Origin of the sequence: Georgenia yuyongxinii (assembly GCF_006352065.1) — a bacterium.
In the GTDB taxonomy this organism is placed as follows: domain Bacteria; phylum Actinomycetota; class Actinomycetes; order Actinomycetales; family Actinomycetaceae; genus Georgenia; species Georgenia yuyongxinii.
This window is the reverse complement of sequence record NZ_CP040915.1, coordinates 1,917,445-1,942,562: the sequence shown is the minus strand read 5'-3', so window position 1 is coordinate 1,942,562 and position 25,118 is coordinate 1,917,445. Positions and strand designations below refer to the sequence as shown.

19 protein-coding genes and 4 tRNA genes are annotated in these 25,118 nt (G+C 70.4%); 12 read left to right on the top strand and 11 right to left on the bottom strand.

Features of this window, described 5'->3' with window-relative positions; all coding sequences use genetic code 11:
• Nucleotides 1-263: 263 nt before the first annotated feature.
• Both FE374_RS08765 and FE374_RS19155 read right to left on the bottom strand, forming a co-directional pair.
• The gene (locus FE374_RS08765) at nucleotides 264-659 is read right to left on the bottom strand and encodes an ArsR/SmtB family transcription factor (RefSeq protein WP_139928286.1); all 396 of its coding nucleotides are present in this window, start codon (nucleotides 657-659) and stop codon (nucleotides 264-266) included.
• Between the two features lie 496 nt (nucleotides 660-1,155).
• Nucleotides 1,156-1,500: a hypothetical protein gene (locus FE374_RS19155; protein WP_168205638.1), complete on the bottom strand. Its 345-nt coding sequence runs from the start codon at nucleotides 1,498-1,500 to the stop codon at nucleotides 1,156-1,158.
• A gap of 7 nt (nucleotides 1,501-1,507) precedes the next feature.
• Between FE374_RS19155 and FE374_RS19150 the strand changes: the two genes are divergently transcribed.
• Nucleotides 1,508-1,675: a hypothetical protein gene (locus FE374_RS19150; protein WP_168205637.1), complete on the top strand. Its 168-nt coding sequence runs from the start codon at nucleotides 1,508-1,510 to the stop codon at nucleotides 1,673-1,675.
• A gap of 442 nt (nucleotides 1,676-2,117) precedes the next feature.
• On the opposite strand, the gene FE374_RS08750 is transcribed toward FE374_RS19150, so the two are convergent.
• The 3 genes from FE374_RS08750 to FE374_RS08740 all read right to left on the bottom strand — a co-directional run bounded on the left by FE374_RS08750 (nucleotide 2,118) and on the right by FE374_RS08740 (nucleotide 5,449).
• Nucleotides 2,118-4,076, bottom strand: a complete 1,959-nt coding sequence (locus FE374_RS08750) for a potassium transporter Kup (RefSeq protein WP_139928282.1) — start codon at nucleotides 4,074-4,076, stop codon at nucleotides 2,118-2,120.
• A gap of 317 nt (nucleotides 4,077-4,393) precedes the next feature.
• Nucleotides 4,394-4,468 (bottom strand) — tRNA-Val (locus tag FE374_RS08745).
• 135 nt (nucleotides 4,469-4,603) lie between these two features.
• Complete coding sequence (locus tag FE374_RS08740) at nucleotides 4,604-5,449, bottom strand: aminotransferase class IV (protein WP_179957362.1); 846 nt, start codon at nucleotides 5,447-5,449, stop codon at nucleotides 4,604-4,606.
• A gap of 119 nt (nucleotides 5,450-5,568) precedes the next feature.
• Between FE374_RS08740 and FE374_RS08735 the strand changes: the two genes are divergently transcribed.
• The 3 genes from FE374_RS08735 to FE374_RS08725 all read left to right on the top strand — a co-directional run bounded on the left by FE374_RS08735 (nucleotide 5,569) and on the right by FE374_RS08725 (nucleotide 5,841).
• Nucleotides 5,569-5,641 (top strand) — tRNA-Gly (locus FE374_RS08735).
• Between the two features lie 36 nt (nucleotides 5,642-5,677).
• A tRNA-Cys gene (locus tag FE374_RS08730) sits at nucleotides 5,678-5,748 on the top strand.
• Nucleotides 5,749-5,766: 18 nt separating this feature from the next.
• Nucleotides 5,767-5,841: transfer RNA gene (locus tag FE374_RS08725), tRNA-Val, on the top strand.
• A 154-nt stretch (nucleotides 5,842-5,995) separates the two neighbouring features.
• Here the strand turns inward: FE374_RS08725 and FE374_RS08720 are convergent.
• Nucleotides 5,996-7,165, bottom strand: coding sequence for an AI-2E family transporter (locus FE374_RS08720; RefSeq protein WP_223173679.1), 1,170 nt, complete (start codon nucleotides 7,163-7,165; stop codon nucleotides 5,996-5,998).
• A gap of 124 nt (nucleotides 7,166-7,289) precedes the next feature.
• On the opposite strand from FE374_RS08720, the gene FE374_RS08715 reads away from it, so the two are divergent.
• From FE374_RS08715 to FE374_RS08700, 4 genes are all read left to right on the top strand, one after another.
• Complete coding sequence (locus FE374_RS08715; protein ID WP_139928280.1) at nucleotides 7,290-9,041, top strand: SulP family inorganic anion transporter; 1,752 nt, start codon at nucleotides 7,290-7,292, stop codon at nucleotides 9,039-9,041.
• 389 nt (nucleotides 9,042-9,430) lie between these two features.
• A complete protein-coding gene (locus FE374_RS08710; protein ID WP_139928278.1) occupies nucleotides 9,431-10,753 on the top strand; it encodes an ABC transporter substrate-binding protein in 1,323 nt (440 codons plus the stop codon).
• An 83-nt stretch (nucleotides 10,754-10,836) separates the two neighbouring features.
• A complete protein-coding gene (locus FE374_RS08705) occupies nucleotides 10,837-11,811 on the top strand; it encodes a carbohydrate ABC transporter permease (protein WP_223173678.1) in 975 nt (324 codons plus the stop codon).
• A complete protein-coding gene (locus FE374_RS08700) occupies nucleotides 11,808-12,731 on the top strand; it encodes a carbohydrate ABC transporter permease (RefSeq protein WP_139928276.1) in 924 nt (307 codons plus the stop codon). Before FE374_RS08705 ends, FE374_RS08700 begins: the two co-directional genes overlap by 4 nt.
• A 107-nt stretch (nucleotides 12,732-12,838) precedes the next feature.
• Here the strand turns inward: FE374_RS08700 and FE374_RS08695 are convergent, their stop codons facing one another.
• Complete coding sequence (locus FE374_RS08695) at nucleotides 12,839-13,453, bottom strand: YgjV family protein (RefSeq protein ID WP_139928274.1); 615 nt, start codon at nucleotides 13,451-13,453, stop codon at nucleotides 12,839-12,841.
• A gap of 237 nt (nucleotides 13,454-13,690) precedes the next feature.
• Between FE374_RS08695 and glgX the strand changes: the two genes are divergently transcribed.
• The 4 genes from glgX (at nucleotide 13,691) to FE374_RS08675 (ending at nucleotide 21,125) form a co-directional block, all read left to right on the top strand.
• A complete protein-coding gene (gene glgX / locus FE374_RS08690) occupies nucleotides 13,691-15,811 on the top strand; it encodes a glycogen debranching protein GlgX (RefSeq protein ID WP_139928272.1) in 2,121 nt (706 codons plus the stop codon).
• Nucleotides 15,808-18,309: a malto-oligosyltrehalose synthase gene (gene treY / locus FE374_RS08685; RefSeq protein WP_139928270.1), complete on the top strand. Its 2,502-nt coding sequence runs from the start codon at nucleotides 15,808-15,810 to the stop codon at nucleotides 18,307-18,309. The genes glgX and treY overlap by 4 nt, the downstream gene beginning before the upstream one ends.
• Nucleotides 18,306-20,060 (top strand): malto-oligosyltrehalose trehalohydrolase, encoded by a 1,755-nt coding sequence (gene treZ, locus FE374_RS08680; RefSeq protein WP_139928268.1) that lies wholly within the window; start codon nucleotides 18,306-18,308, stop codon nucleotides 20,058-20,060. The genes treY and treZ overlap by 4 nt, the downstream gene beginning before the upstream one ends.
• A 159-nt stretch (nucleotides 20,061-20,219) precedes the next feature.
• Complete coding sequence (locus FE374_RS08675) at nucleotides 20,220-21,125, top strand: M15 family metallopeptidase (protein ID WP_223173677.1); 906 nt, start codon at nucleotides 20,220-20,222, stop codon at nucleotides 21,123-21,125.
• A 71-nt stretch (nucleotides 21,126-21,196) separates the two neighbouring features.
• Here FE374_RS08675 and FE374_RS08670 read toward each other — a convergent pair whose 3' ends face one another.
• The 4 genes from FE374_RS08670 to FE374_RS08655 all read right to left on the bottom strand — a co-directional run bounded on the left by FE374_RS08670 (nucleotide 21,197) and on the right by FE374_RS08655 (nucleotide 25,085).
• On the bottom strand, nucleotides 21,197-21,952 hold the full coding sequence (locus FE374_RS08670) for an iron ABC transporter ATP-binding protein (RefSeq protein ID WP_139928263.1): 756 nt from the start codon (nucleotides 21,950-21,952) through the stop codon (nucleotides 21,197-21,199).
• Nucleotides 21,949-22,965: an iron chelate uptake ABC transporter family permease subunit gene (locus FE374_RS08665; protein WP_168205784.1), complete on the bottom strand. Its 1,017-nt coding sequence runs from the start codon at nucleotides 22,963-22,965 to the stop codon at nucleotides 21,949-21,951. Before FE374_RS08665 ends, FE374_RS08670 begins: the two co-directional genes overlap by 4 nt.
• A gap of 43 nt (nucleotides 22,966-23,008) precedes the next feature.
• The gene (locus FE374_RS08660; RefSeq protein ID WP_139928261.1) at nucleotides 23,009-23,992 is read right to left on the bottom strand and encodes an ABC transporter permease; all 984 of its coding nucleotides are present in this window, start codon (nucleotides 23,990-23,992) and stop codon (nucleotides 23,009-23,011) included.
• 91 nt (nucleotides 23,993-24,083) lie between these two features.
• Nucleotides 24,084-25,085 carry a siderophore ABC transporter substrate-binding protein gene (locus FE374_RS08655; protein ID WP_139928259.1) on the bottom strand — a complete coding sequence of 334 codons (1,002 nt, stop codon included), beginning with the start codon at nucleotides 25,083-25,085 and terminating at the stop codon, nucleotides 24,084-24,086.
• Between the last annotated feature and the right edge of the window lie 33 nt (nucleotides 25,086-25,118).

The following is a 25,118-nucleotide window of genomic DNA, read 5'->3' as shown; positions in this document are numbered from 1 at the left end:
ATCGGGTACTTGCCAGCTACCGCGCCCTCAGTTTCGGAAACAGCGGTTTTCCCCGTACTGGTGAGGAACTCGTCCGGGCTGAATCTGGACGGGCAAATGGACCCTCGAGATTCCCGCCCGACCAAAGCAGCTCGAATGCTCGCGGTTCGGACGACGGACAGGTGTGCTCACTCGGTTCATCACCCGCCCTTCGGTCGTGGGCAACCCGAGGCGCCACGAGACCGTTCCACGCTCGGCACGCTTCCTATATGTCGGCACGCTTCCTATATGCAGGTCTGCGCGAACGGGCACGTGTCGCAGTCGAACGAGTTGACGCACGGCGTCGTGGCATGGTGGAAAGCCAGCTTCATGACTTCCTCGTACTCCGCGACGGTCTCGCGGTCGAGGGCGTAGTGGACCCGTGAGCCCACCTGTTGCCTCCGGACGAAGCCGGCGCGGTGCAAGATCGCCAGATGTTTGGTGGCAGTGGGTTGACTGATCTGCAGGGTGCGTCCGACCTCGCTGACCGACGGTGGCACGGCCTCCTGAGAGCCGAGCACCTTGATCATCTTCATGCGGACGGGCAGCCCGAGGGCGGCGTGCAGCTCGCAGGCCCGCTCCACGAGTCCCCGCTCTGGGCGCAGCCGGCCCGTACCGATCGAAACCTGGCTTCGGACCATCGGTCTCCTCCTCACCGGATGGCGACGAGGCCGCTCCCGCGGTCATCGAAAATGACATTCCCCGACGAGCTGCCCCGGGGAGTCCGTCCGCCCGATGGGGCCGGACCGACGTCGAGGCGCCACTTCTCGGGTGCCGCGGGCGGGCGGCCCAGAATCCTCGTCTGGAACGCCCGCCTGCACCACGCCAACCCGATGAACAGCAACGAGCCGACGACGCAGCACACCTCGTCACACCCCGGTCGGGACGACGCGGACGCCGAGGAAGCCACCTCCGCGCTGTCGCGCTTCGACGCCTACGCCCGCTTCGTGCTCGGCGCCGACTCCCCACGCTCGGGCCGATGTCGTCCATCCTGCTGCGCACCGAGTCCACGTCCTCGTCGCAGATCGAGAAGCTCACCGCCGGCGTCGAGCCGACGACGCAGCACACCTCGTCACACCCCGGTCGGGACGACGCGGACGCCGAGGAAGCCACCTCCGCGCTGTCGCGCTTCGACGCCTACGCCCGCTTCGTGCTCGGCGCCGACTCCCCACGCTCGGGCCGATGTCGTCCATCCTGCTGCGCACCGAGTCCACGTCCTCGTCGCAGATCGAGAAGCTCACCGCCGGCGCCCGCCAGGTCGCCCTGGCCGAGATCGGCCAGTCCACCTCCGGCAATTCCCAGGTGGTCGTCGCCAACGTGCGGGACATGGAGGCCGCGCTCGAGCTGGCCAACCAGCTGGACGAGCAGGCCGTGCTGACCATGCAGGCCGAGCTGCTGCACGCTCAGCCCGGCTGGGAGCCGCACCGGCCGCGCCATCGTGCACGCGCTGCTGCGCGGCAGGGGCGTGCTGCGCTCGACCACCGCGCCGGTGTCGGCCGGACTGCTCAAGGACACAGACGGCTACTTCGACGCGCTGACCGCCTACCGCGCCGGCGACGCCCGACCCATCGTCGAGCGGTTCTCCGACGCCTCCCGCCTCGCCGCCTCTTCCGACGCCCAGCTAGTCGACGACCTCGCCGCCCTACCCTCGGCCTGAACCAGATGGCCGCCCAGCGCGCCCTCGCCCAGCACACCGACGCCGGCGTGCTCGAGGAGCGCACAGGCAAGCAGCGCAACCGCGTCTGGCAGTACCCCGGGATCATCGAGGTCCTCGACGTCGCCGCCAGCGGCTGCGCCGGACCTGACCCCGGCGGGCGGCTGCCCCCGCAGCACCAGCCCTGTCCCGAGCCCGCGCCAGGTGGGGCGGTCACCGCACCCCACGTCGTCGTCGCTGGCATCGTCGGCTCCGCCAAGTCCTCGCTCGCGAAGTCGCTGTGTACCCGCCCATCCCCGTTCCCGGCCACCGGCCGGGCCTTCGCGCTGTCGACGCTGACCATCACCTACCGTTGGTGTGGTGACGTTGATCTGAGCTGGTTGTCAGGCGGACACTTTCGGACTCCGCCGAACCGAGAGGGACGGCCCGAGGTCGGCGTCCGGCCTCACAGCTCGAGATGGCCGCCCATGACGATCGTGCGTTCGAGCGGGAGGTGGAAGACGCCCGTGCGGGTGGCGGCGTTGGCGGACAACCACAGGAACAGTCGCCTGCGCCACCTCGGCAGCGAGGGGACGTCTCCCTGGGTGAGCCGAAGCGACGAGAGGAAGTAGCGCGCCTGGTCGGGGTCCAGGTCGATCTCCGGGCCCTTGCCCTTGGCCCACTCCAGCGCCTTGGGAACGAACTGGCTGTCGTTGAACCCGACGCGGTAGCGGATATGGATGAAGCCGTCGTCGGCGTAGCCCAGGTCGTCGACGCTCGCCCGGTCGACGTGCCGGACATGGGGCACGTTCTCGTTCACGATGCTGACGATCGCGTTGTGCTCGTGAAGGACGTGGTTGAACTCGAGGTTCTGGCGCAGCGCCAGCGGGGTGGTCTCGGCGTTCGGGTGGGGGAACACCGCCAGCCCGGCCACCCGTGGGATGTCGCTGGCGCGCACCATCGTGATGAAGTCCGCCAGCCGGCCCTCGATCTGGCGCCGCCGCTCCTGCACGGCTGCATACCCTTGGCGCCAGGTCAGCATGATCGTGACGACGCCGGCGGCGATGAGCAGCGGCAGCCAGCCTCCGTGGAGGATCTTGGCGACGTTGGCGAGGAAGAAGGCCAGCTCGAAACCAACGATGAGGAGGACGGCGAGCAGGATCTTCGCCCAGTGCGTCCGCCACACGAAGCGGGCCAGCAGCAGGAAGACCGTGATCTCCAGCAGGAGTGTTCCAGTCACGGCAAGTCCATAGGCGCTGGCGAGTGCCTCCGACGACTGGAAGACCCCGACGATGAGCATGACACCCACGAAGAGGATCCAGTTGATGGAGCCGATGTAGACCTGCCCGCCCTCCTCCGTGGACGTGTGCACCACATTGAGGCGGGGCAGGAGGTTGGCGCGGGTTGCCTGCCGGGACACCGAGAACGCGCCCGAGATCACTGCCTGTGAGGCGATGATCGTGGCCATCGTCGCGAGGACGACGAGCGGAACTTGCGCCCAGGCGGGGGCGAGATGGAAGAACGGGTTGTCGATGGTGGAAGGGTGACGCAGGATCATCGCGCCCATACCGAGATACACGATCGTGAGCGACGGGAACACGAGCCCGAACCAGGCCAACCGGATGGGGGTTCGCCCGAAGTGGCCCATGTCGGCGTACAGCGCCTCGACGCCGGTCACGGTCAGGACGACCGCACCCATGGCGATGAAGGCGACCCCGGGGCGGGCGACGGCGAACGCTATCGCGTGGTGCGGGGAGATCGCGCCCAGGATCTCGGGGTTTTTCAGGAGGTGCGGCATTCCGAGCGCGGCGAGCGACACGAACCAGACGCTCATGATCGGCCCGAAGAACCGGCCCACCGCCGACGTACCGAATCTCTGAACCGCGAACACCCCCGTAAGGATCACCAGCGACACAGGCAGGACCAGCGACCCGAAGCTCGGGCTCACCACAGCCAGGCCCTCGATGGCCGACATGACCGAGATGGCCGGAGTGATCACACTGTCGCCGTAGAACAGCGCCGCACCGATGATCCCCATCACGATGGACGCCGCCACCAGGCGCGTGTGCCCAGCGGCCCTACGGCGCAGCAGGGCGACAAGCGACAGGATGCCGCCCTCTCCCTCGTTGTCCGCGCGCATCATGAGGAACGCGTAGCCATACGAGACGATTATCGTGATAGCCCAGAAGACCATGGAGATCACGCCGAAGACGTCCTCGCGGGTGGATTCGACCGCATTGTGTTGCACGCTGAAGACCGTCTTTAGGGCGTACAAAGGGCTGGTGCCGATATCGCCGAAGACCACGCCCAGCGCTGCCAAGGACAGACCCAGACCCACGCCACGCCCGTGTCCCTTCACCTGGGATTCCGGCAGATCCGGCGCGGGCTGGGGTGCGGCGGCGGGAACATCTGCATCGGTGGACATCCGCGGACCTTCGGGAGAGCGCCCTGGGCACCGGGCTAACTAGTCCGGGGCATCGTCGACGGGTGACGACGCAAGGGGGACCCTACGCCTGCGCCCCACTCCCGGGAATGCCCCTGCTACGCCGTGCAGCGTCGAACTTGGCCCCCGGGGACGCTTGTCACGGTGACAGCCAGAGCAGCCCGATCCGCATCGGCCGCGGGGCTGTGGTGGGGCTGGCAGAGCCCCACCGAGGACATCCGGGTCCTCTCGTGTCCACCTGGGGCGGACACAGAACGGGCCCCTGACCTGCGCTTTCGCTGGTCAGAGGCCCATTGTGATGGTGGGCGATACTGGGTTCGAACCAGTGACCTCCTCGGTGTGAACGAGGCGCTCTACCACTGAGCCAATCGCCCGCATCGGGGAACCTCCGGAACCAGGCCGGCGTGTTCCTCGCGAGAAGTGATCGTAGCGAATGGTCACCCGGATCGTGAAACCGGCACGGCCCGCCCGGGGTGAGACGAGGCCCACACCGACCGGCCGCCGCGCGGTCACGGGTCCCGCTCGAGCACGTGCCGGCGCGCGTAGACCTCGCCGATCCGCCCGGTCAGGGGGCCGGGCTCGATCGGGCGACCGTCGACGGCGACGACCGGCACCATCCCCTTCGTCGACGACGTGAGACCGACGTGCGCGGCGCCGTCGAGCTCGGCGAGATCGAGCGCGTCCTCGCGGACCTCGATGCCGTCCTCGCGGGCCCACTCGATCACCACGGCACGCGTCACCCCCGCCAGGCAGCCCGACGTCAGCGGTGGGGTGAGAAGGGCCCCGTCGCGCTCGAGGAAGATGTTGGTCCCGGTGCCCTCGCACAGCTCACCGCGGGTGTTGGCGAAGATCGCCTCGTCGGCGCCGTGTGCCTTGGCCCAGGCCAGGGCCCGCACGTTCTCCGCATACGAGGTGGTCTTGAGGCCGGCGATCGCCGAGCGCTCGTTGCGCACCCAGGGGACCACCGCCACGCGCACCGCCCGCGGCACCCCGACCGCGGTGGCCGCGACGACCAGCGTGCCCGGCCCCCACGCGGCATCGGTACCGAGCGGCCCCTCCCCCGCGGTCCACAGGATCCGCACGCGAGCCAGCTCGTCGCCCCAGGCGGCGGCGACGGCGTCCACCGCCTTGCTCACCTCGTCGCGGTTTGGTGCGGGGAGCCCGAGGCCTTCGGCGGAACGCTCCAGCCGCTCCAGGTGCCGAGTGAGCGCGAACGGTCGCCCGTCGAGCAGCTCGCAAGCCTCGAAGACGCCGTCGCCAACCGTGAGTCCGTGATCAGTGGCGCGCACGACGGGCTCGGCCGGGTCCCGGATGGCGCCGTCGACCCAGAGAATCACGCGGTTTTCCGGGGACATGAGGGCACTGTGGCATGGCTCACCTCCCGAATCCAGCCCCACGGTTTGGACTTTCGCGGAGGTCCTGGTTTAAGGTTCTGGAGCACCGCCGGAGAGCAAAAGCCCACCGGAGGACGCATGCGGATGTGGCTCAGTTGGTAGAGCATCACCTTGCCAAGGTGAGGGTCGCGGGTTCGAGTCCCGTCATCCGCTCGGAGGTTCCACCACCCGGTGGGCACACAGCCTCAGGGTGGCGTGGCCGAGAGGCGAGGCAGCGGCCTGCAAAGCCGTACACACGGGTTCGAATCCCGTCGCCACCTCGGTTTGCCGACAGATATGGGCGATTGGCGCAGCGGTAGCGCGCTTCCCTGACACGGAAGAGGTCACTGGTTCGATCCCAGTATCGCCCACCAGCACGAACGAGAGGCCGCCCGGAGAGATCCGGGCGGCCTCTCGTCGTTCCCGAGGGTTCTTTCCCGTTCCCGAGGGTCGTCGTGTCCCGTTCCCCGGGGGCATGGCGCTGATCGACCCGCAGCGCCGCGGTCGCGGGCCGTGGTGCGCGGCACGTCACACGCGCGGCGGGGCCGCCTCGCCGGAGATCGCCGCGTCGTGAGGTGCGCGGCTCACCGGCTGTCGCTCCTCGCCGACGGTCGGCTCGGCCTTCGGGCGGCCGCGGCGGTGGTCCCAGACGTCACGCGCGATCACCTGGACCATGCTGGCGACAGGAATCGCCAGGAAGGCGCCGAGGATGCCGGCCAGCTCGACGGCCAGCAGGATCGCCACGATGACCGTGAGCGGGTTGAGCTTGACGGTCCGCGACAGGATCACCGGCTGCAGCAGGTGGTTCTCGAGCTGCTGGTAGATCAGGAAGAAGACGACGACCGCGATCGCGGCGGGCACCGAGTGGATGAGCGCCGCAACCGTGGCCACGACGGCACCGAGCGTCGCGCCGACGAGCGGGATGAGGTCGGCCAGCGCGACGAAGAGTGCGATCAGCCCGGCGAACGGGACGCCGCTGATCTTGAGCACGGCGTAGGCGAGCACGCCGCAGATCACGCTGATGAGCAGGTTCCCGGACAGGTACCCGGTGACGGACCTCGCACAGTCGCCGCCCACCGCCCGGATCCGCCGGCCGGTCCGCGGCTGGAAGAGCCCGACGAATCCCTCGACCACCTTCGGCCCTTCCAGGATCATCAGGAACGCGAGCACGAAGATCGTCAGGAGCCCGGCGATCCCGGTCGCAACGCTCCTCAAGGCACCGGCGGCCGGGCTGGTCAGACCCGTGGCGAACGAGCTGATCCGCTCCTGGTTGTTCTGCACGTACTCCAGGGCGTTGGTGCGCTCGAGCAGGTCCCCGACCGGTCCGCGGCCGGCGCGCGCCTCGTCGATGAGGTGCGGCAGCTGTCCGGCGAACTGAGCGCCCTCACGCGCGACCGGGACGGCGAACACCGCCACGATCGCCGCCAGCACGACCAGCACGACCACGAACACCAGGAGCGTGGCCAGGACGCGCCGGCGATGGCCCAGCAGGCGGTCCTGCACCCAGTTGACGACCGGGTAGAGCGCGACGGCGAAGAACGCGGCGATGACCATCCAGGTCAGCACGCGCTTGGACTCCACCACGATGTAGAGCAGCAGCGCCGTCGCCAGCAGCAGGCCGATGGTGGTGAGGATGGTGCGGACGATCCCGGGCGTGGGGGCACGCTCCGGCAGATCGACAGGTGTCGGACTGGTCACGCGATCAGTGTGACCCGACGCTCCGACATCGCGCGCGCCGGCACCCGCGCACCGGCAGCCGCGGGTCGGCCACTAGAGTGCGTCCCACGCGGCGCCGTCGCGCGCCCCGGCGGTGGGAGGCGTCATGGAGCGCGAGTCCCCCGGTCTGGTCCGCGGCCTCACCGCCCTGCGCGGGTACCGCCGCGAGTGGTGGCGCGGTGACGTCCTTGCCGGGCTGACCGTCACGGCCTACCTCGTCCCGCAGGTGATGGCCTACAGCACGCTCGCCGGGCTGCCACCCGTCGTCGGGCTGTGGACGATCGTCCCGGTGATGGTCGTGTACGCCGTCCTGGGCTCCTCACGGCAGCTGTCCGTCGGCCCGGAGTCGACGACGGCGCTCATGGTGGCCGCCGTGCTCGGGCCCTTGGCCGCGGGGGACCAAAAGCTCTACGCCACCCTCGCGGCGACCCTGGCCGCCATGGTCGGGGTGATCGCGCTCGTGGCGCGGCTGGTCCGCCTCGGCGCCGTGGCCGACGTCATCTCAAAGCCCGTGCTCGTGGGGTACATGGCGGGTGTGGCGGCGCTGATGGTCTCCGGGCAGCTCGAGAAGGTCACGGGGGTGCCGGTCCCGGACGGGACCTTCGTCGAGCAGGTCGTGGCGTTCCTCACCGGTCTGGACAGCCTGGACCTCACCACAACCGCCTTCTCCGCGGTGGTCCTCGCCGCGCTGTTCGGGCTGAGGTGGTGGGTGCCCCGGCTGCCGGGCCCGCTGATCGTCGTCCTGCTGGCCACCGGCGCGGTGATCCTGCTGGGTCTGCAGGCAGAGGTCGACGTCGTCGGCGAGATCCCCGCGGGGCTGCCCTCGTTCGGCCTGCCGACTCTCGACCCTGGGCTGCTCGGCTCCCTGGTCCTGCCCGCGGTCAGCGTGCTGCTCGTCGCCTACACCGACAACGTGCTGACCGCGCGCGCCTTCGCGCTGCGCGGCGGCTACCGGGTGGACGCCAACGCCGAGCTGCTCGCCCTAGGCGCGGTGAACGTCGTCGCCGGGCTCGTGCAGGGATTCGCCGTGTCCAGCAGCGGCAGCCGCACCGCGATCGCGGTGGCGGCGGGCAGTCGCACGCAGGTCTTCTCCCTGGTAGCGGCGGTGTCCGTGGTCGGCATCCTGCTGTTCGCCCGACCGGTCCTCGCGGCGTTCCCGATGGCGGCACTGGGCGCGCTCATCATCTTCGCGGCGACGTCCCTGGTCGACGTCCCGGAGTTCCGGCGACTGTGGGCGTTCCGCCGCAGCGAGTTCCTGCTGGCACTGGCCACGTTCGTCGCCGTGGTCGTGGTCGGCATCCTGCCCGGGATCGGTATCGCCGTCGGCCTGTCGATCCTCGAGCTGCTCCTTCGGGTCAGCCGACCGCACGACGCGGTCCTCGGACTGGTGCCCGGCGTGGCCGGGATGCACGACGTCGACGACTACCCGTCCGCGCACACCGTCCCCGGGCTCGTCGTCTACCGCTACGACTCCCCGCTGTTCTTCGCCAATGCGGAGAACTTCCGGCGCCGCGCCCTCGACGCCGTGGCCGAGCACGAGCACGAGCACGAGCACGACGACGACGACGACGACGACGACGACGGCAAGGTGGCGTGGTTCGTCCTCAACGCCGAGGCCAACGTCGAGGTCGATCTCACGGCGCTGGACGCCCTCGACGCCCTGCGCAAGGAGCTGCAGGACCGCGGCATCGTCTTCGCCCTGGCCCGGGTGAAGCAGGACCTGCTCGCCGACCTCCAGGCCCACGGGCTCGTCGACGCGATCGGCGAGGCGCGGATCTACGCCACGCTCCCGACGGCGGTGGAGGCCTACCGGGCGTGGCGCGCCGAGGGTGAGACCGAGCCGACCAGGGGGCGGTAAGACGCTCCTCAGGGGCGTACACCTGCCTCGGACCAGCGCCGTCGTTACCGGACCGTGTCCTTCGTCAGTGTTGACATCGTCACGGGGTGGCAAGAACATCGACACGTGATGGTCAGTGCGGACCTTGCACGTCCCGGCGCCTCACGGGCGCCGGACGGGCAGCGCCTGCCTGGCCGCCGGAACGGAGGCGGCGCGTGAGAACGGACGCCGGGGCACCCCGACACCCACAGCCGCGCCCCCGCGCCGTGCCCGCGGGCATCGGCGCGGCCGCCAAGTTCCTGCTAGGACCCCCACCCCACCCCACGCCGTGGCGCGAGCTCGTCGGCGCCGACCGTCGTGCGTGCCCGGCCACCGGCCGGGCAGGTGTCTGACCGAATCGGAGGAACGCCATGCGTGCAGGAACCAGATCGAAGGTCACCGGAGGCACCGCCGTGGTCACGGCCCTGCTGCTGCTCGCCGCCTGCGGTGGTGGGGGCGACGAGGGCGGCGACGGCGGGACCGCCACCACCGGCGGCGGCTCGGAGGACATCAGCGGCGAGAGCGTCAGCTTCATCGGCTCCTGGTCCGGCGACGAGCAGGACTCCTTCCAGGCGATGGTGGAGCCCTGGCAGGAAGAGACCGGGGCGACGGTGGAGTACACCGGCACCCGTGACCTCAGCCAGCAGATCACCACCGGCATCGCGTCGGGCAACTTGCCGGACATCGCGGGCCTGCCCGGCCCGGGACCGATGAAGGACTGGTACGACCAGGGGGCGCTGCAGCCGCTCGACTTCGTCGACTTCGACACATACTCCGGCGCCACGCCCGAGGGGTTCGCCGACCTCGGCAAGGCCGCGGACGACACGCTCGTCGGCGTCTTCACCAAGGCCGCCGTTAAGGGCCTGATCTACTACAACACCGCCGTCTGGACCGGGGACGAACCCACGTCGTGGGACCAGATGATCTCCACCGCCGACGGACTTGGCGGGCCGGACACCGCGACCTGGTGCATCGGCCTGGAGTCCGGTGCCACCTCCGGATGGCCGGGCACGGACTGGATCGAGGACATCGTCCTGCGCCAGGCCGGGCCTGACGCGTACGACTCCTGGGTGAACGGCGAGATGAAGTGGACCTCGGACGAGATCAAGAGCGCGTTCGAGACCTTCGGTGACGCGCTCGCGAGCTCTTACGGCGGCTCCGACTACATCGTCAACACCGCCTTCGGCCGCGCCGCCAACCCGATGTTCGAAGACCCGCCCGGCTGCGTGCTGCACCACCAGGCCTCCTTCATCACCGACTTCTTCGCCAACGAGGCCGGCGCCACCCCGGATCAGTTCGACTTCTTCCCGTTCCCGGACATCGACCCGCAGTTCGCCGGCGGCGTGGTGGGCGGCGGTGACCTCATCGGCATGTTCAACGACACGCCCGCCGCCCGCTCGCTCGTCGAGTACCTGCTCACCCCGGAGGCACAGCAGATCTGGGTGGAGCGCGGCGGGTTCATCTCCGCGAACTCCGGCGTGCCGCTCGACGTCTACCCCGACGAGGCCTCCCGCCGGTCCGCCGAGATCCTCCAGAACGCCGAGACGTTCCGCTTCGACGGCTCGGACAACATGCCCGCGGCGATGACCGACGCCTTCAACCGCGCCATGGTCGCCTTCGCGCAGAACCCGGACCAGCTCGACTCGATCCTCAGCGAGCTCGACACCGTGCAGGCCGACTCCTACAACCAGTGACAGCCCGAGGAAGCGAGTAGGCAGCCCTCCGGGGCGGCGGCCGGCCCGCCGCCCCGGACCGGCCCGATGAACCGGAGGCCCACGTGCTCGTCGACCTGTTCGAGAACCGGATCGCCCTGGGGCTGATCGTCGTCCTGGGGGTGCCCGCGGTGCTCGTGGGCTACGTGATGCTCGTGGAGGCGGTCATCGGGCGGCTGCCCCGCCGGGTCTCCAGCGGCGTCCGCCCCTGGCTGTGGCTGGCCCCGGCGCTGATCTTCCTCGGCGTCTTCCTCGTCTACCCGACGATCGCGACGATCTGGCGCAGCTTCTTCAACCGCCGCGGGGACGCCTTCGCCGGGCTGGAGAACTACGAGTGGTTCTTCACCCGCAACGACACGCTCACGGCGCTGCGTAACAACGTGCTCTGGGCGATCCTGCTGCCGTTGCTGGTGGTGGGCCTCGGCCTGCTCATCGCGGTGCTCGTGGACCGCGTGAAGTACGAGGTCATCGTGAAGTCGGTGGTGTTCCTGCCCATGGCGATCAGCTTCGTCGCCGCCGGGGTCATCTGGCGGCTGATGTACGACCTCAACCCCGAGACCGGCACGCTGAACGCGCTGCTGGCGACGGTGGGCGGCCCACAGGTCGGCTGGCTGAGCACCTCGCCGTGGAACAACGTCATGCTCATCATCGTCGGCGTCTGGATGTTCACGGGCCTGGCGATGGTCATCCTCTCAGCCGGACTGAAGGGCATCAGCCCCGAGCTGCTCGAGGCGGCCCGCATCGACGGCGCAAACGAGCGGGAGGTCTTCCGGCACATCATCCTGCCGCTGCTGTCCCCGACGATCGCCGTGGTCGCCACGACCGTCATCATCTTCGCGCTCAAGACGTTCGACATCGTCTACGTGATGACGAACGGCAACTTCGACACCGACGTCATCGCCAACACGATGTACAAGGAGCTCTTCGCCAACGGCCAGCAGGGCCGGGCGGCGACCGTCGCCGTCGTGCTCCTGCTCGCGACCGTGCCCGTGATGGTGGTCAACGTCAAACGGTTCAAGCAGCAGGAGGAGGTGCGATGACCCAGGCGCAGGCTCCCGTCGCTGTCGGCAGCGAGCTGGGCGAGGCGCGCGGACAGTCCGAGATCGGCAGGCGCCGGCCGGCACGACCCGTGCTCCACATCGTCCTGGCCGTCCTCATGCTCATGTGGGCGGTGCCGGCCATCGGTCTGTTCGTCGCCTCCTTCCGTACCGCCGAGGCGACGAACGCGAGCGGGTGGTGGACGGCGATCGTCCCGCCGTGGGAGTTCACGTTCAGCAACTACGACTACGTGCTCAACCGCGCGGGCTTCTGGGACTCGTTCCTCAACAGCCTGTACATCACCATCCCGGCCACCGTCCTGGTGGTGATGATCTCCGCGTTCGCGGCGTACGCCTTCGCCTGGATGAGCTTCCCGGGGCGCAACGCGCTGTTCGTCGTCGTCGTCGGGCTGCTGGTCGTCCCGCTCCAGGTCACGCTCATCCCGGTGCTGTCCCTGTTCCGGGACGCCTCGATCGGCGGCTACGAGATCAACGGCACGATCCTGGCCGTGTGGCTGGCCCACACCGGGTACGGGTTGCCCTTCGCGGTCTACCTGCTGCGCAACTACATCGGCGGGCTCCCGCGTGAGCTGTTCGAGGCCGCCGAGATCGACGGCGCCGGCCACGCCACCACGTTCTTCCGGCTCGTGCTGCCGATGAGCGTGCCCGTGCTCGCCTCGCTGGTGATCTTCCAGTTCCTGTGGGTGTGGAACGACCTCCTGGTCGCCCTGGTCTACCTGGGCCCGGTGCCCGCGAACCACCCGCTGTCGGTCACGCTGGCCAACCTCACCACAAACTTCGGCGGGAACTGGCAGTTCGTCACCGCGGCGGCGTTCGTCTCGATGATCATCCCGATCGTCGTCTTCTTCGCGCTCCAGCGGTACTTCGTGCGCGGCATCACCGGCGGTGCCGTCAAGGGCTGAGCCGACGACTCCGGGCGGGCAGGTTTCGCGAGGCGTGCAGGGGCGCCTCGCGCAGCCGCGTCAGGGCCGCGTCAGGACGTCGGCCCGCGCACCTCAGCGCGACGAGGTCAGGAGGTCAGCGCCAGCTCGTACCGGTCCCCGGCCTGGGTGAACCCGATCTTGGCGTAGTACGGCTTTCGCATGCGCGGGGCGGTGACGACCTTGCGGTAGCCGGCCTCGCGCAGCACGTCGGAGGAGTGGAAGACGAACTCCCCCGGGGTGAAGTTTCGATACTTCTCGATGACGTAGTCCAGGTCCACCTGCGCGACGCCGTCGCCCGCGTCGTGCAGGAGCACGTAGCCCACCGTCTCCTCGCCGCGGACGATGAGGTAGGCCTCCTGCTGCGGGGACGCCTCGCGGTAGGAAGGTGTGAAGCGCTGGATGTCGGCACGGTGCAGGGCCAGCAGGTGGTGCAGGTACTCCCCCGCCGGGTCGACGCGCAGGACGCCGTACTCGGCCGGCGAGTGCCGGGTGCGCAGCAACCGGTACAGGTTGAAGATCTGGACCCCGGCGAGGACCACGTTGAGCGCCACCACGGGCCAGACCTCCAGCACCCCGTTGTAGACGACCTGGATCAGGCACCCGACCAGGTTGATCACCCGCAGCCGGAGGATGCGCTGCTGCATCATCGACCAGACGACGACGGCGGAGCCGACCCATCCGATGATCTCCAGGACTGGCACGTCTGCTCCTCGTGGTCGCGGTCGCCCGGCGCGCGAAGGCCAGTGCGGCCGGCGCCGGCGCTGGGGATCATCCCACGTGACGGACGGTCGGCCGCACGTGCCACCGCAGCGCGGCCGTAGGCCACGCCAGCAGCCGTGGTCGGACATCGCGTGCCGTCCGACCACGGTGACACGGACCACACCCCGGCAGCGCCGGCTCGTACTGCCGATCCGTGCATGCCGTGCGAATCTGTGCAAATGCAGATCTGGCCCGGCCGCCCCTACCCTCTGGGCGCCACGTTCGACGGTTCCGGCACCAACTTCGCCCTCTTCTCCCAGGTCGCCGACAAGGTCGAGCTGTGCCTGCTGGACGACGACGGCACCGAGAACCGTATTCAGCTCACCGAGGTCGACGCGCACGTCTGGCACGCGTACCTGCCGGGCGCCCAGCCGGGCCAGCGGTACGGCTACCGCGTGCACGGCCCGTACGACCCCGCGGGCGGGCACCGGTGCGACCCGTCCAAGCTCCTCCTGGACCCGTACGCCAAGGCGATCGACGGCCAGATCGACGGGGACGCCTCCCTGTTCTCCTACGACTTCGACGACCACGAGCAGCGCAACACCGAGGACTCCCTCGGTCACACGATGACCTCGGTGGTCATCAACCCGTACTTCGACTGGGGCTACGACCGCCCGCCGGCCCTGGACTACCACGACTCCGTGATCTACGAGGCGCACGTCAAGGGCCTGACCCAGCTCCACCCCGCCGTCCCGGAGGAGCTGCGCGGCACGTACGCCGGCATGGCCCACCCGGCGATCGTGGAGCACCTCACCGAGCTGGGGATCACCGCACTCGAGCTCATGCCCGTGCACCAGTTCGTCCACGACCCCCACCTGCAGGAGAAAGGCCTGAGCAACTACTGGGGGTACAACACCATCGGGTTCTTCGCCCCGCACAACGGCTACGCCGCCTACGGCACCCGCGGCGAGCAGGTCACCGAGTTCAAGACGCTGGTAAAGGCGATGCACGAGGCCGGTATCGAGGTAATCCTCGACGTCGTCTACAACCACACCGCCGAGGGCAACCACATGGGCCCGACGCTGTCGTTCCGCGGCATCGACAACGCGTCGTACTACCGGCTCGTGGACGACGACCGCGCGCACTACTTCGACACCACCGGGACCGGCAACTCGCTGCTCATGCGCTCCCCGCACACGCTGCAGATGATCATGGACTCGCTGCGGTACTGGATCGAGGAGATGCACGTCGACGGCTTCCGGTTCGACCTCGCCTCCACCCTGGCCCGTGAGCTGCACGAGGTGGACCGCCTCTCCTCCTTCTTCGACATCATCCAGCAGGACCCGGTCATCTCCCAGGTCAAGCTCATCGCCGAACCCTGGGACGTCGGCGAGGGCGGCTACCAGGTCGGCGGCTTCCCGCCCCTGTGGACGGAGTGGAACGGCCAGTACCGCGACACCGTGCGCGACTTCTGGCGAGGCGAGCCCGCCACCCTCGGCGAGTTCGCCAGCCGGCTGACCGGTTCCTCCGACCTCTACGCGCACACCGGGCGCCGCCCCGTCGCCTCCATCAACTTCGTCACCGCGCACGACGGCTTCACGCTGCGGGACCTGGTGTCCTACAACGAGAAGCACAACAAGGCCAACGGCGAGGGCAACGCCGACGGCGAGTCCCACAACCGCTCCTGGAACTGCGGCGCCGAAGGACCCACGACGGACCCCAAGGTGAACCGGCTCCGCGCCCGCCAGCAGCGCAACTTCCTCACCACGCTGCTCATCAGCCAGGGCGTGCCGATGATCGCCCACGGCGACGAGATGGGCCGCTCCCAGCAGGGCAACAACAACGTCTACTGCCAGGACAACGAGCTCAGCTGGGTGGACTGGGCCCTCGGCGACGAGCAGGCCGAGCTGCTCGAGTTCACCCGCAAGCTCGTCCGGCTGCGGGCCGACCACCCGGTGCTGCGCCGACGACGGTTCTTCGCGGGCGCGGCCGAGCACGGCGGCGAGTCGGAGATCGGGGAGATCGAGTGGTTCACCCCTGAGGCCCACGACATGTCGGACGAGAACTGGGCCGACGACCACGCACGCGCCGTCATGGTCTTCCTCAACGGGCAGGCCATCCCGGAGCCTGACGCCCGCGGCGAGCGCATCGTCGACGACTCCGTCCTCCTGCTCCTCAACGCCGACGCCGCCGCCCGTAAGTTCACCCTGCCCGGCGCAGACTACGGCGCCAAGTGGTCGGTCGTCCTCGACACCAGCTCACGCCGCTCATCCGGCAGCGCGGTCCGCGCCGGCGCGACGGTCACCGTGCAGGATCGCAGCGTCGTCATCCTGCTCTCCCCCCGGGACAACGAGCAGTGACAGCCCCGCGCACCCACCTGCCCGGGCCGGGCAAGCGGCTGCCGGTGAGCACCTACCGGCTCCAGCTCGGCCCCGACCTGGACTTCGCGGCCGCCGAGGCGGCCCTGCCCTACCTCGTCGCCCTCGGGGTGACCGACCTCTACCTCTCCCCCGTGCTGCAGGCCGCTCCCGGGTCCACGCACGGCTACGACGTGGTCGACCACAGCCGGATCAGCGACGTGATGGGGGGCCGGGCAGGCCTGGAGTCCCTCGCCGCCGCCGCCCACGCGCGCGGCCTGGGGATCGTGGTCGACGTCGTGCCCAACCACATGGCGGTGCCCACCCCGGCATGGCACAACCGCGCGCTGTGGTCGCTGCTCGGGCACGGCCCGGGCTCCCCCTACGCAGCCTGGTTCGACATCGACCTGGTCGGCTCCGACGACGGCGTGCTCATGCCGGTCCTGGGCGCCCGCATCGGGGACGTGCTCGCCTCCGGCGACCTCGTCCTGGACCGGATGGTGGTGCCGACCGACCCCGACGCCGGCGAGCAGGCCGTGCTGCGCTACCACGACCACGTCTTCCCGGTGCGCCCGGAGACCGAGCACCTGCCCCTGGCCGAGCTCGTGGAGCGTCAGCACTACCGCCTGGCGTACTGGCGGGTGGCCGACGAGGAGCTGAACTACCGCCGCTTCTTCGACGTCGGCACCCTCGCCGCGGTGCGGGTGGAGGACCCCGAGGTGTTCGACGCCACCCATGCGCTGCTGCTGGAGCTGCACGCGCAGGGCGTCATCGACGGGTTCCGCATCGACCACCCCGACGGTCTGGCGGACCCGCGTGGGTACCTGCGGCGGCTGCACGAGGCCACCGGCGGGGCCTGGGTCGTGGCCGAGAAGATCCTCGAGGCCGACGAGGAGCTGGCGCCCGACTGGCCCGTGGCCGGCACCACCGGGTACGACGCCGCGTGGCGCCTGCACGCCCTCCAGGTGGACCCGGCCGGCTCCGCGCCGCTGGCCGCGCTCCAGCACGAGCTCACCGGGGAGGCCGCGAACCTCGCCGCCGTCGTCGAGGAGGCCAAGCGTCAGGTGGTCGCCACCTCCCTGTACGCCGAGGTGCACCGGCTCACCACCCTGCTCGCGGACATCTGCCACGCCGACGTGCGGCTGCGGGACCACACGTTCCGCTCCCTGCAGGACTGCGTGGTCGAGCTGCTCGTCGCCTTCGACCGCTACCGCGCCTACGTGGTCCCCGGCGAGCCGGCCCCACCGGCCGAGGAGCGCACGCTGCGCGAGGCCGCCGAGATCGCCCGCACCCGGCTGGACCCGGACCGCCACGACACGCTGATCGTCGTCGTCGAGCTGCTGCTCGGCGCCGAGGTGGGCAGCGCCGGGCGCACCGGCGAGGCGCGGCGCGCCGAGCTGATGGTCCGCTTCCCGCAGGTGTGCGGGGCGGTGATGGCCAAGGGGGTGGAGGACACCGCCTTCTACCGCTGGACGCACCTGGTGAGCCTGTGCGAGGTGGGCGGCGCCCCGGCCCGCTTCGGCATCGACCCCGACGAGCTGCACGCCTGGGCGGCGGGCACCGGTGCCGCCTGGCCCGCCACCATGACCGCCGGGTCCACCCACGACACCAAGCGCGGTGAGGACGTGCGCTCCCGCATCGGGGTGCTCGCCGAGGTCGCCACGGACTGGGTGGCCATGGTGCGGTCGCTGCGGGAGGCGACGGCGGAGCTGCGGCCCGCGGACATCGACGGGCGCACCGAGAACCTGCTCTGGCAGGTCCTGGCCGGCACCTGGACGGAGGCCGGGCCCATCGAGGCCGACCGCCTGACCGGTTACCTGCTCAAGGCCGCCCGCGAGCAGAAGGCCTGGACCACCTGGACCGCGCCCGACACCGCACGCGAGGAGGCGACGCTCGGCTACGCCGTCGCGCTGCTCGAGCACCCGGCCGTGGTCGAGGCGTTCACCGCCTGGGTCGCGCGCACCGCCGAGGCCGTGCGCAGCTCCGTCCTGGCCACCAAGCTGCTCCAGCTGACGGTGCTCGGGGTCGCCGACGTCTACCAGGGCAGCGAGATCACGCAGACCTCCCTCGTGGACCCGGACAACCGGCGTCCGGTGGACTTCGCCGCGCTCGCCGCCCGCCTCGAAGCGCTGGACGGCGGCGCCCGCCCCGCCGGCCTGGACGACGAGAAGCTCAAGCTCACCGCCGCGGCGCTGCGCCTGCGGCGCGCGCACCCCGCGGCGTTCGTCGGCGCCGAGGCCGGGTACGAGCCGCTGCCCACCACCACCGGGCACGCCGTCGCCCTCGCCCGCACCGACGCCGACGGCCCGCGGGTGGTGGCCGTGGCCGCCCGGCTCGGCGCCGCGACCGCCAGCGCGTACGCGCTCCCCGACGCCGCGGTGGTGCTGCCCGACGGCACCTGGCGCGACGTCTTCACCGGCGCGACCGTGCCGGGTGGCTCGTGCCGGCTCGGTGACCTGCTCGGCCCGCGCCCCGCGGCACTGCTGGAGCGGGTCACGTGAGCGCGTTCGTCGAGGTGTGGGCCCCCGCCGCCGGCCGGGTGGAGCTGGTGCTGCCCGGCGACGGCACCCGCGGGCCGATGACCCCCGACGACGGCGGCTGGTGGCGCTCCGCCGTCGCCCTGGCCCCCGGCACGGACTACGCCCTCAGCGTCGACGGTGGCCCCTCGCTGCCCGACCCGCGCAGCCCGTGGCAGCCCGCCGGGGTCCACGCCCCCTCACGCACCTTCGACACCGCCGCCCACACCTGGTCCGACGCCGGCTGGGAGGGCCGGTCGGCCCTGGGCGCGGTGGCCTACGAGCTCCATGTGGGCACCTTCACCCCGGAGGGCACCCTCGACGGCGCCGCGGCCCGGCTGGGCCACCTCGCCGACCTCGGCGTGGACATGGTCGAGCTGATGCCGGTGGCCCCCTTCCCGGGCCGGGCCGGGTGGGGGTACGACGGCGTGGCCCTGTGGGCGGTGCACGAGCCGTACGGCGGGCCCGCCGCCCTGCAACGGTTCGTCGACACCGCCCACGCCTACGGGATCGCGGTGTGCCTCGACGTCGTCTACAACCATCTCGGGCCCTCCGGGAACTACCTCGGTGCGTTCGGGCCGTACTTCACCGACCGGCACCACACCCCGTGGGGCTCCGCGGTCAACCTCGACGGACCCGACGCCGGCGAGGTGCGGGCGTTCATCATCGGCAACGCGCTGCGCTGGCTGCGCGACTTCCACCTCGACGCGCTGCGGCTGGACGCCGTGCACGCACTCGTGGACGACTCCCCCCGCCACCTCCTGGCCGAGCTGTCCGACGCCGTCGCCGCGCTGGCGGCGGAGGTGGGGCGTCCGCTCTCGCTGATCGCGGAGTCCGACCTCAACGACGCCCGCATGGTCACGCCCACCGCGCAGGGTGGTCTGGGCATGACCGCGCAGTGGGACGACGACGTCCACCACGCCCTGCACGCCCTGCTCACCGGCGAGCGGCACGGGTACTACGTGGACTTCGGGGCGCCGGCCACGCTGGCCAAGGCCCTTCAGGACGTCTTCGTGCACGACGGCGCGTTCTCCACGTTCCGGGGCACGGACTGGGGCGCGCCGGTGCCGCCGGAGATGGACCGGCGTCGGTTCGTCGTCTTCGCCCAAAACCACGACCAGGTGGGCAACCGGGCGCTGGGCGACCGGCCGAGCCGGGTGCTCGCGCCGGGGCTGCTCGCGGTCAGCGCCGCGGCGGTGCTCCTCGGGCCGTACACCCCGATGCTGTTCATGGGTGAGGAGTGGGGGGCCACCACCCCGTTCCTGTACTTCACGGACCACGCCGAGCCCGAGCTGGCGGCAGCGATCCAGAAAGGCCGCACGGAGGAGTTCGGCACGCACGGCTGGGCCGACCTGTACGGCGGCCACGTGGACGTCCCCGACCCGCAGGCAGCGGGCACCTTCGCCGCGTCCCGGCTCGACTGGGACGAGGCCGCGCGCCCCGCGCACGCCCGGCTGCTCGAGCTCTACCGCGACCTGATCCGGCTGCGCCGCACCGAGCCCGGTCTCACCACCGGCGAGCGACCCGCGGTGCAGGTGGACGACGGCGGGGCGTGGCTGATCGTGCGGCGCGGGGACGTGGCGGTCGTCCTGGTGCTCACGGACGGCGCGGTGACCGTCCCGCTGCCGGCCGCGGCCGCGGAGGTGCTGCTCGCCTGGGAGACCGTCACGACGGGCGACGACGGCGCGACCCTCATCGTGGCGGGCCCCGGCCCCGTGGTGCTCCGCCTGCGCTAACCCCCTCCCCCGTGACATGTCATCTCCTCCGCGACATGTCGTCTCCTCGGTGAGATGTCATCTCCTCCGCGACATGTCGTCTCGAGAGGCCCGTCTCCGTCTCAGGGACGAGACGTGCCGCGCCCGGTCGCCCGATCCACACGGTGGGAGAATGTGCCGGTGGGCTCACGCCCCCTGCTCGCGGCGCTCGCCGCGGGGCTGCTCGTCCTCGCCGGCTGCACGCCGGCGCGTGGACCGACCGAGCCTGCCACCGGACCGGCGACATCGGCGACGCAAACCGCCTCGCCCACCCCGCCGTCGGCCACACCACCCGGCGGCCCCACGTCGGGCGCGGGCGTCCCAACCTCGACGGGCGCGGTCCGGCCCGCGAAGGCGCCCCTGGTCGTCCCGGCGCCGACACCGGCCGCACCTGCGCCGTCGCGGTCCGCCACCTCGCCAACGCCCGGTACCACCGAGCCCGCACCGACCTCCCCGGGCCCCACCAGCTCACCACCTGCGCCCGTTCCGCCACCGTTCCACGCCACGGTCGCCGCCGTCTCCGAGGCGGACCTCGCCTCGTGGCATGCCGGCTGCCCCGTCTCACCGGCCGACCTACGCTCCGTCACCCTCACCCGATGGACCGGTGACGGCGCCGCGTCGGGCACGATCGTGGTTGCCGCCGCGGTCGCCGATGACGTGGTCGGGGTGATGCAGGCCCTGTACGAGGCACGCTTCCCGATCGCGCGGATGGAACCGGTGGAGGCGTTCGGCGGGGACGACGACGCGTCGATGGCGGCCAACAACACCAGCGCGTTCAACTGCCGCGCCGTCACAGGCGGCAGCTCGTGGTCGGAGCACTCCTACGGCCGCGCGATCGACCTCAACCCGCTGGTCAACCCGTACGTGCTCGGCTCCACGGTGCTGCCCGCGGGCGGCGCGGCGTACGCCGACCGGACGCTGCAGGCGCCCGGGATGATCCACGACGGCGACGCCGTCGTCCGGGCCTTCGCGACCCGCGGCTGGGTGTGGGGCGGCACCTGGAGCTCACCGAAGGACTACCAGCACTTCTCCACCACAGGACGCTGACGTTGCCGGCCTGTCGGCGGCTAGCCGCCGGGGTGGGCGGGCAGCGTCAGCAAGGGGTGGGCGTCATCACCTCAGTAGTAGACGGCGAGGGCACCGCGCGGACCGTCGATCACCTGCACGTCGGTGTCGAAGACCCGGGTCAGGACCTCGCCGGTCATGATGGCGGCGGGCGGCCCGAACTCGACGACCGTGCCGTCCTTCACCGCGCAGATGTGGTCGGCGTACTGTCCAGCGAAGTTGATGTCGTGCAGGACGATCACGATCGTGCGGCCCAGCTCCTCGGCCGCCCGCTGCAGGTGCTGCATCATCCTGACCGAGTGCTTCATGTCGAGGTTGTTCAGCGGCTCGTCGAGCAGCACGTACTGGGTGTCCTGGGCGAGGACCATGGCGACGTACGCACGTTGACGCTGGCCGCCGGAGAGCTGATCGAGGTAGCGCGTCTCGAGGTCGGTGAGGTCGAGGAAGTCGATGGACCGGCTGATGATCTCCTCGTCCGAGCGCGTCAGCCGGCCCTTGGAGTAGGGGAACCGCCCGAAGCCGACCAGCTGTCGCACGGTCAGCCGGGTGACGAAGTGGTTCTCCTGCCGCAGGATCGAGACGATCTTGGCGAGGTCCTTCGACGCGGTGGACGTCACGTCGTAGCCGGCGACCTCGATGACACCGTCGTCGAGCCCCAGCAGCCGGCCGATCATGGTGAGCAGGGTGGACTTGCCGGCGCCGTTGGGTCCGACCAGGGCGGTGATGCCGCCGGTGGGGATCTCCAGGTCGACGGGGCCGATGCAGACCTCGCTGCTGTAGTCCTTGCGGACGTTGGTGAGCGTGATCACAGGCGACCCTTTCTGAGGATGACGAGCAGGAAGACGGATCCGCCGACGAGCTCGATGATGATCGAGACGACGCCCTCCGCGTAGAAGATGTTCTTCATGACGAAGTAGGAGCCGGCCAGCACGACGAACCCGACGAGGACCGCGATCGGGAAGATGCGGTGGTGGTCGTAGGTGTTGGCGAACTGGTAGGCCAGGGTGGCCACGAGGAAGCCGAGGAAGGTCATCGGGCCGACCAGCGCGGTGGACGTCGCCATGAGGATGGAGACGAGCGTCAGCACCTTGATGAGCTCGGCCCGGTGGTTGAGCCCGAGGTTCATGGCGGCGTCGCGCCCCAGCGCGATGACGTTGAGGCGCTGGGACCGCACGAGCAAGAGGCCGCCGGCCACCAGGCAGAGCGGGATCGCCACGGGCAGGTAGCTCACGTCGGCGTTGGAGACCGAGCCGAACATCCGGGCGGTGAGGATGTCGAACTCGCTCGGCGTGAGCAGGCGCTGCATGAAGGTCGAGACCGCGCGGAGACCGCCACCGACGACGATGCCGATCAGCAGCATGACCTGCAGGTTGCCGAACCGGCCGGAGAGCAACCAGCCGTACAACGCGATCGACAGACCCACCATGAGGACGACCTGCAGCACGAACTGCGGCACGCCGGTCAGGGCGACCAGACCGGCGGCGCCGAGGAAGTACACCGCCGAAGTCTGCACGGCCACGTACAGCGACTCGAAGCCCATGATCGACGGCGTGATGATGCGGTTGTTCGTCGCCGTCTGGAAGCTCACGGTGGCCGCGGCCTGGCAGAAGGCGACGACGGCCATGACGACGACGCTGGTCGTGCGCATCTGGGCGATCCGCCAGAAGCCGTCGGACCCCAGCGGCATGGGGTTGTCCCAGACGACCAGACCGATGCCGAAGGCCGCCGCCAGGACGACAAGGACCGCCAGCACGATGCGGTAGCGGCGCTGCTCGCGCACCGTCGGGAACGGCCCGCAGCCGTGCCCGCCCCGCACCGGCAGCTGGAGGGACGCCGGGCGCTGCGCCGTCGGCCGGGCGATGACCTCAGCCACGACGACGCTGCCGGAGGAGGAGGGCGATGAAGACGACGGCACCGACGACTCCGAGGATCAGGGACACCGGCACCTCGAACGGCATGATGATGGTCCGTCCGACGAGGTCGCACACGGTGACGATGGCGATGCCGAGGAGGCAGACCCACGGCAGGTTGGACCGCAGGTCATCGCCCCGGAACATCGAGACGATGTTGGGGACGATCAGGCCGAGGAACGGCAGGGCGCCCACGACCACCGTGACGACGCCGGTGGCGACGGCGATCAGCGCCGTGCCGAGCAGGATGATGCGGTTGTAGTTCAGCCCGACGTTGGTCGCGATCTCCTCGCCGAGCCCGGCCACGGTGAGCCGGTCGGCGACCACGAACACGGCGACCCCGACCAGCGCGACGATCCACAGCACCTCGTACTGGCCCCGCAGGACCGAGGTGAAGCTGCCCGCGAACCAGACGCCGAGGCTCTGGAGCATGTCGGTCTGGAGCGCGACGAACGTCGAGATCGAGCTGACGACCGCCCCGAGCATGATCCCCACGATGGGCACGATGAGCGAGGTCCGCAGGGACACCCGGCGCAAGAAGGCGAAGAACACCATCGTGCCGACGAAGGCCGCCAGGATGGCGCCGGCCATCCGGGTCATGATGCTGGCGTCGGGCACGAGGATCATGACACCGAGGAGGCCCAGGCCCGCCCACTCGGTCGTGCCGGTCGTGGTGGGCTCGACGAAGCGGTTCTGGGTGAGCAGCTGCATGACGAGTCCGGACATCGCCATCGCAGCCCCGGCCAGGACCAGCGCGATGGTGCGCGGGATCCGCGTGATGGCGAACATCTCCCCGCCGTCGCGCCCGCCGATGTCGTAGACACCCGTGAACAGGGACAGGACGAGGAGCACGCCGACGCCCAGGACCCCAAGGAGGAGCCTCCAGTCGAGGAGCGCCCCCTTGGAGCTTGTCCGCGGGATCGTCGTTGTGGTGGTCATGCGCAGCAGCCGCTTCTCATCGATCGGTCATGTGCCGCAGTGGTGGAACCGGCCCGAGGGCCCGTCCCACCACCGCCCGACGACATGTGGGTCAGCTGTTGCCCTCGAGGGCGTCCGCCAGGGTGTTGAGGAACTCGGTGTAGGTCTGGATGCCCTCGTTGGTGTAGGTGTCGGCCGGCATGTAGACGATGTTGGCGTCCTTGACCGCGGTGACGTTCGCGAGGGCCTCGGAGGCCTCGAGGATCTCGTTGCCCGGCTTGTACGCGGGGTCGTCGGCGGCGACGGCGGCGTCGCGGTCCAGGACGAGGATCCAGTCGGGGTTGGAGTCGGCGATCGCCTCGACCGAGATGTCGTCGCCCTGGTGGTCGTCGCTGCCCTCGGCGATCTCCAGCGCCGGGGTCAGACCCAGGATGTCGAACAGCGGGCCGAGCGTGCGGCCGACGCCGGGTGCGATGTAGCCGATCTCGCCGCCGGAGGTGTTCACGGCCATCACGGAGCTCGCCGGGTCGTAGGCGGCCTTGACGCGCTCGATCGCCTCGTCCAGTGCGGCGTTGAGCTGCGCCGCCTCGTCCTGCTTGCCGAAGACCTCTCCCAGCACGGTGGTCTGGCGCTTGAGCTCGGAGTCGAAGGGCTCACCCTCGCGCGGGTCCAGCTCGAGGATCGTGGCGTCTGGCGCCAGCTTGGCGAAGTCCTCGTGGTAGTCCGCGAACCGCTGGCCGTTGATGATGAGGTCCGGCTCGACGGCGACGACGGCCTCGAGGTTGGGCTCGCGGTGGTTGCCGAGGTCGACGATCGAGTCGTCCTTCGTGTACGCGATGGTGTCGGGCATCAGTGCCACCGCGGCGGCGCTGAGCTCGACGCCCCAGTCGGAGAGGGTCTCGAAGGTGCGGTTGTCGGTGGCGACGACCGACTGCGGCGGCGTGGGAATCGTATGCGTGCCGTTGTTGTCCTCGACCTCGACAGTGGTCGGCTCCTCGACGGCGGTGGCCGCCGGCACGGCCTCGGCCGCGTCCTGCGCCCCGCAGGCGGTCAGCGTGAGCAGGAGCGAGGCGGTGAGGGCGGCAACAGCACCGCGGCGCGTGGTCAGACGCACATGGACTCCAGGTGTGAGCAAGGAAGGTTGACC

What these genes read in the sequence shown, in the direction of transcription:
- FE374_RS08660 (WP_139928261.1), bottom strand. Translation starts at nt 23,992, where the DNA reads ATGACCACCACAACGACGATCCCGCGGACAAGCTCCAAGGGGGCGCTC.
- FE374_RS08750 (WP_139928282.1), bottom strand. Translation starts at nt 4,076, where the DNA reads ATGTCCACCGATGCAGATGTTCCCGCCGCCGCACCCCAGCCCGCGCCG.
- FE374_RS08765 (WP_139928286.1), bottom strand. Translation starts at nt 659, where the DNA reads ATGGTCCGAAGCCAGGTTTCGATCGGTACGGGCCGGCTGCGCCCAGAG.
- glgX (WP_139928272.1), top strand. Translation starts at nt 13,691, where the DNA reads ATGCAGATCTGGCCCGGCCGCCCCTACCCTCTGGGCGCCACGTTCGAC.
- FE374_RS08740 (WP_179957362.1), bottom strand. Translation starts at nt 5,449, where the DNA reads ATGTCCCCGGAAAACCGCGTGATTCTCTGGGTCGACGGCGCCATCCGG.
- FE374_RS08700 (WP_139928276.1), top strand. Translation starts at nt 11,808, where the DNA reads ATGACCCAGGCGCAGGCTCCCGTCGCTGTCGGCAGCGAGCTGGGCGAG.
- FE374_RS08710 (WP_139928278.1), top strand. Translation starts at nt 9,431, where the DNA reads ATGCGTGCAGGAACCAGATCGAAGGTCACCGGAGGCACCGCCGTGGTC.
- FE374_RS08715 (WP_139928280.1), top strand. Translation starts at nt 7,290, where the DNA reads ATGGAGCGCGAGTCCCCCGGTCTGGTCCGCGGCCTCACCGCCCTGCGC.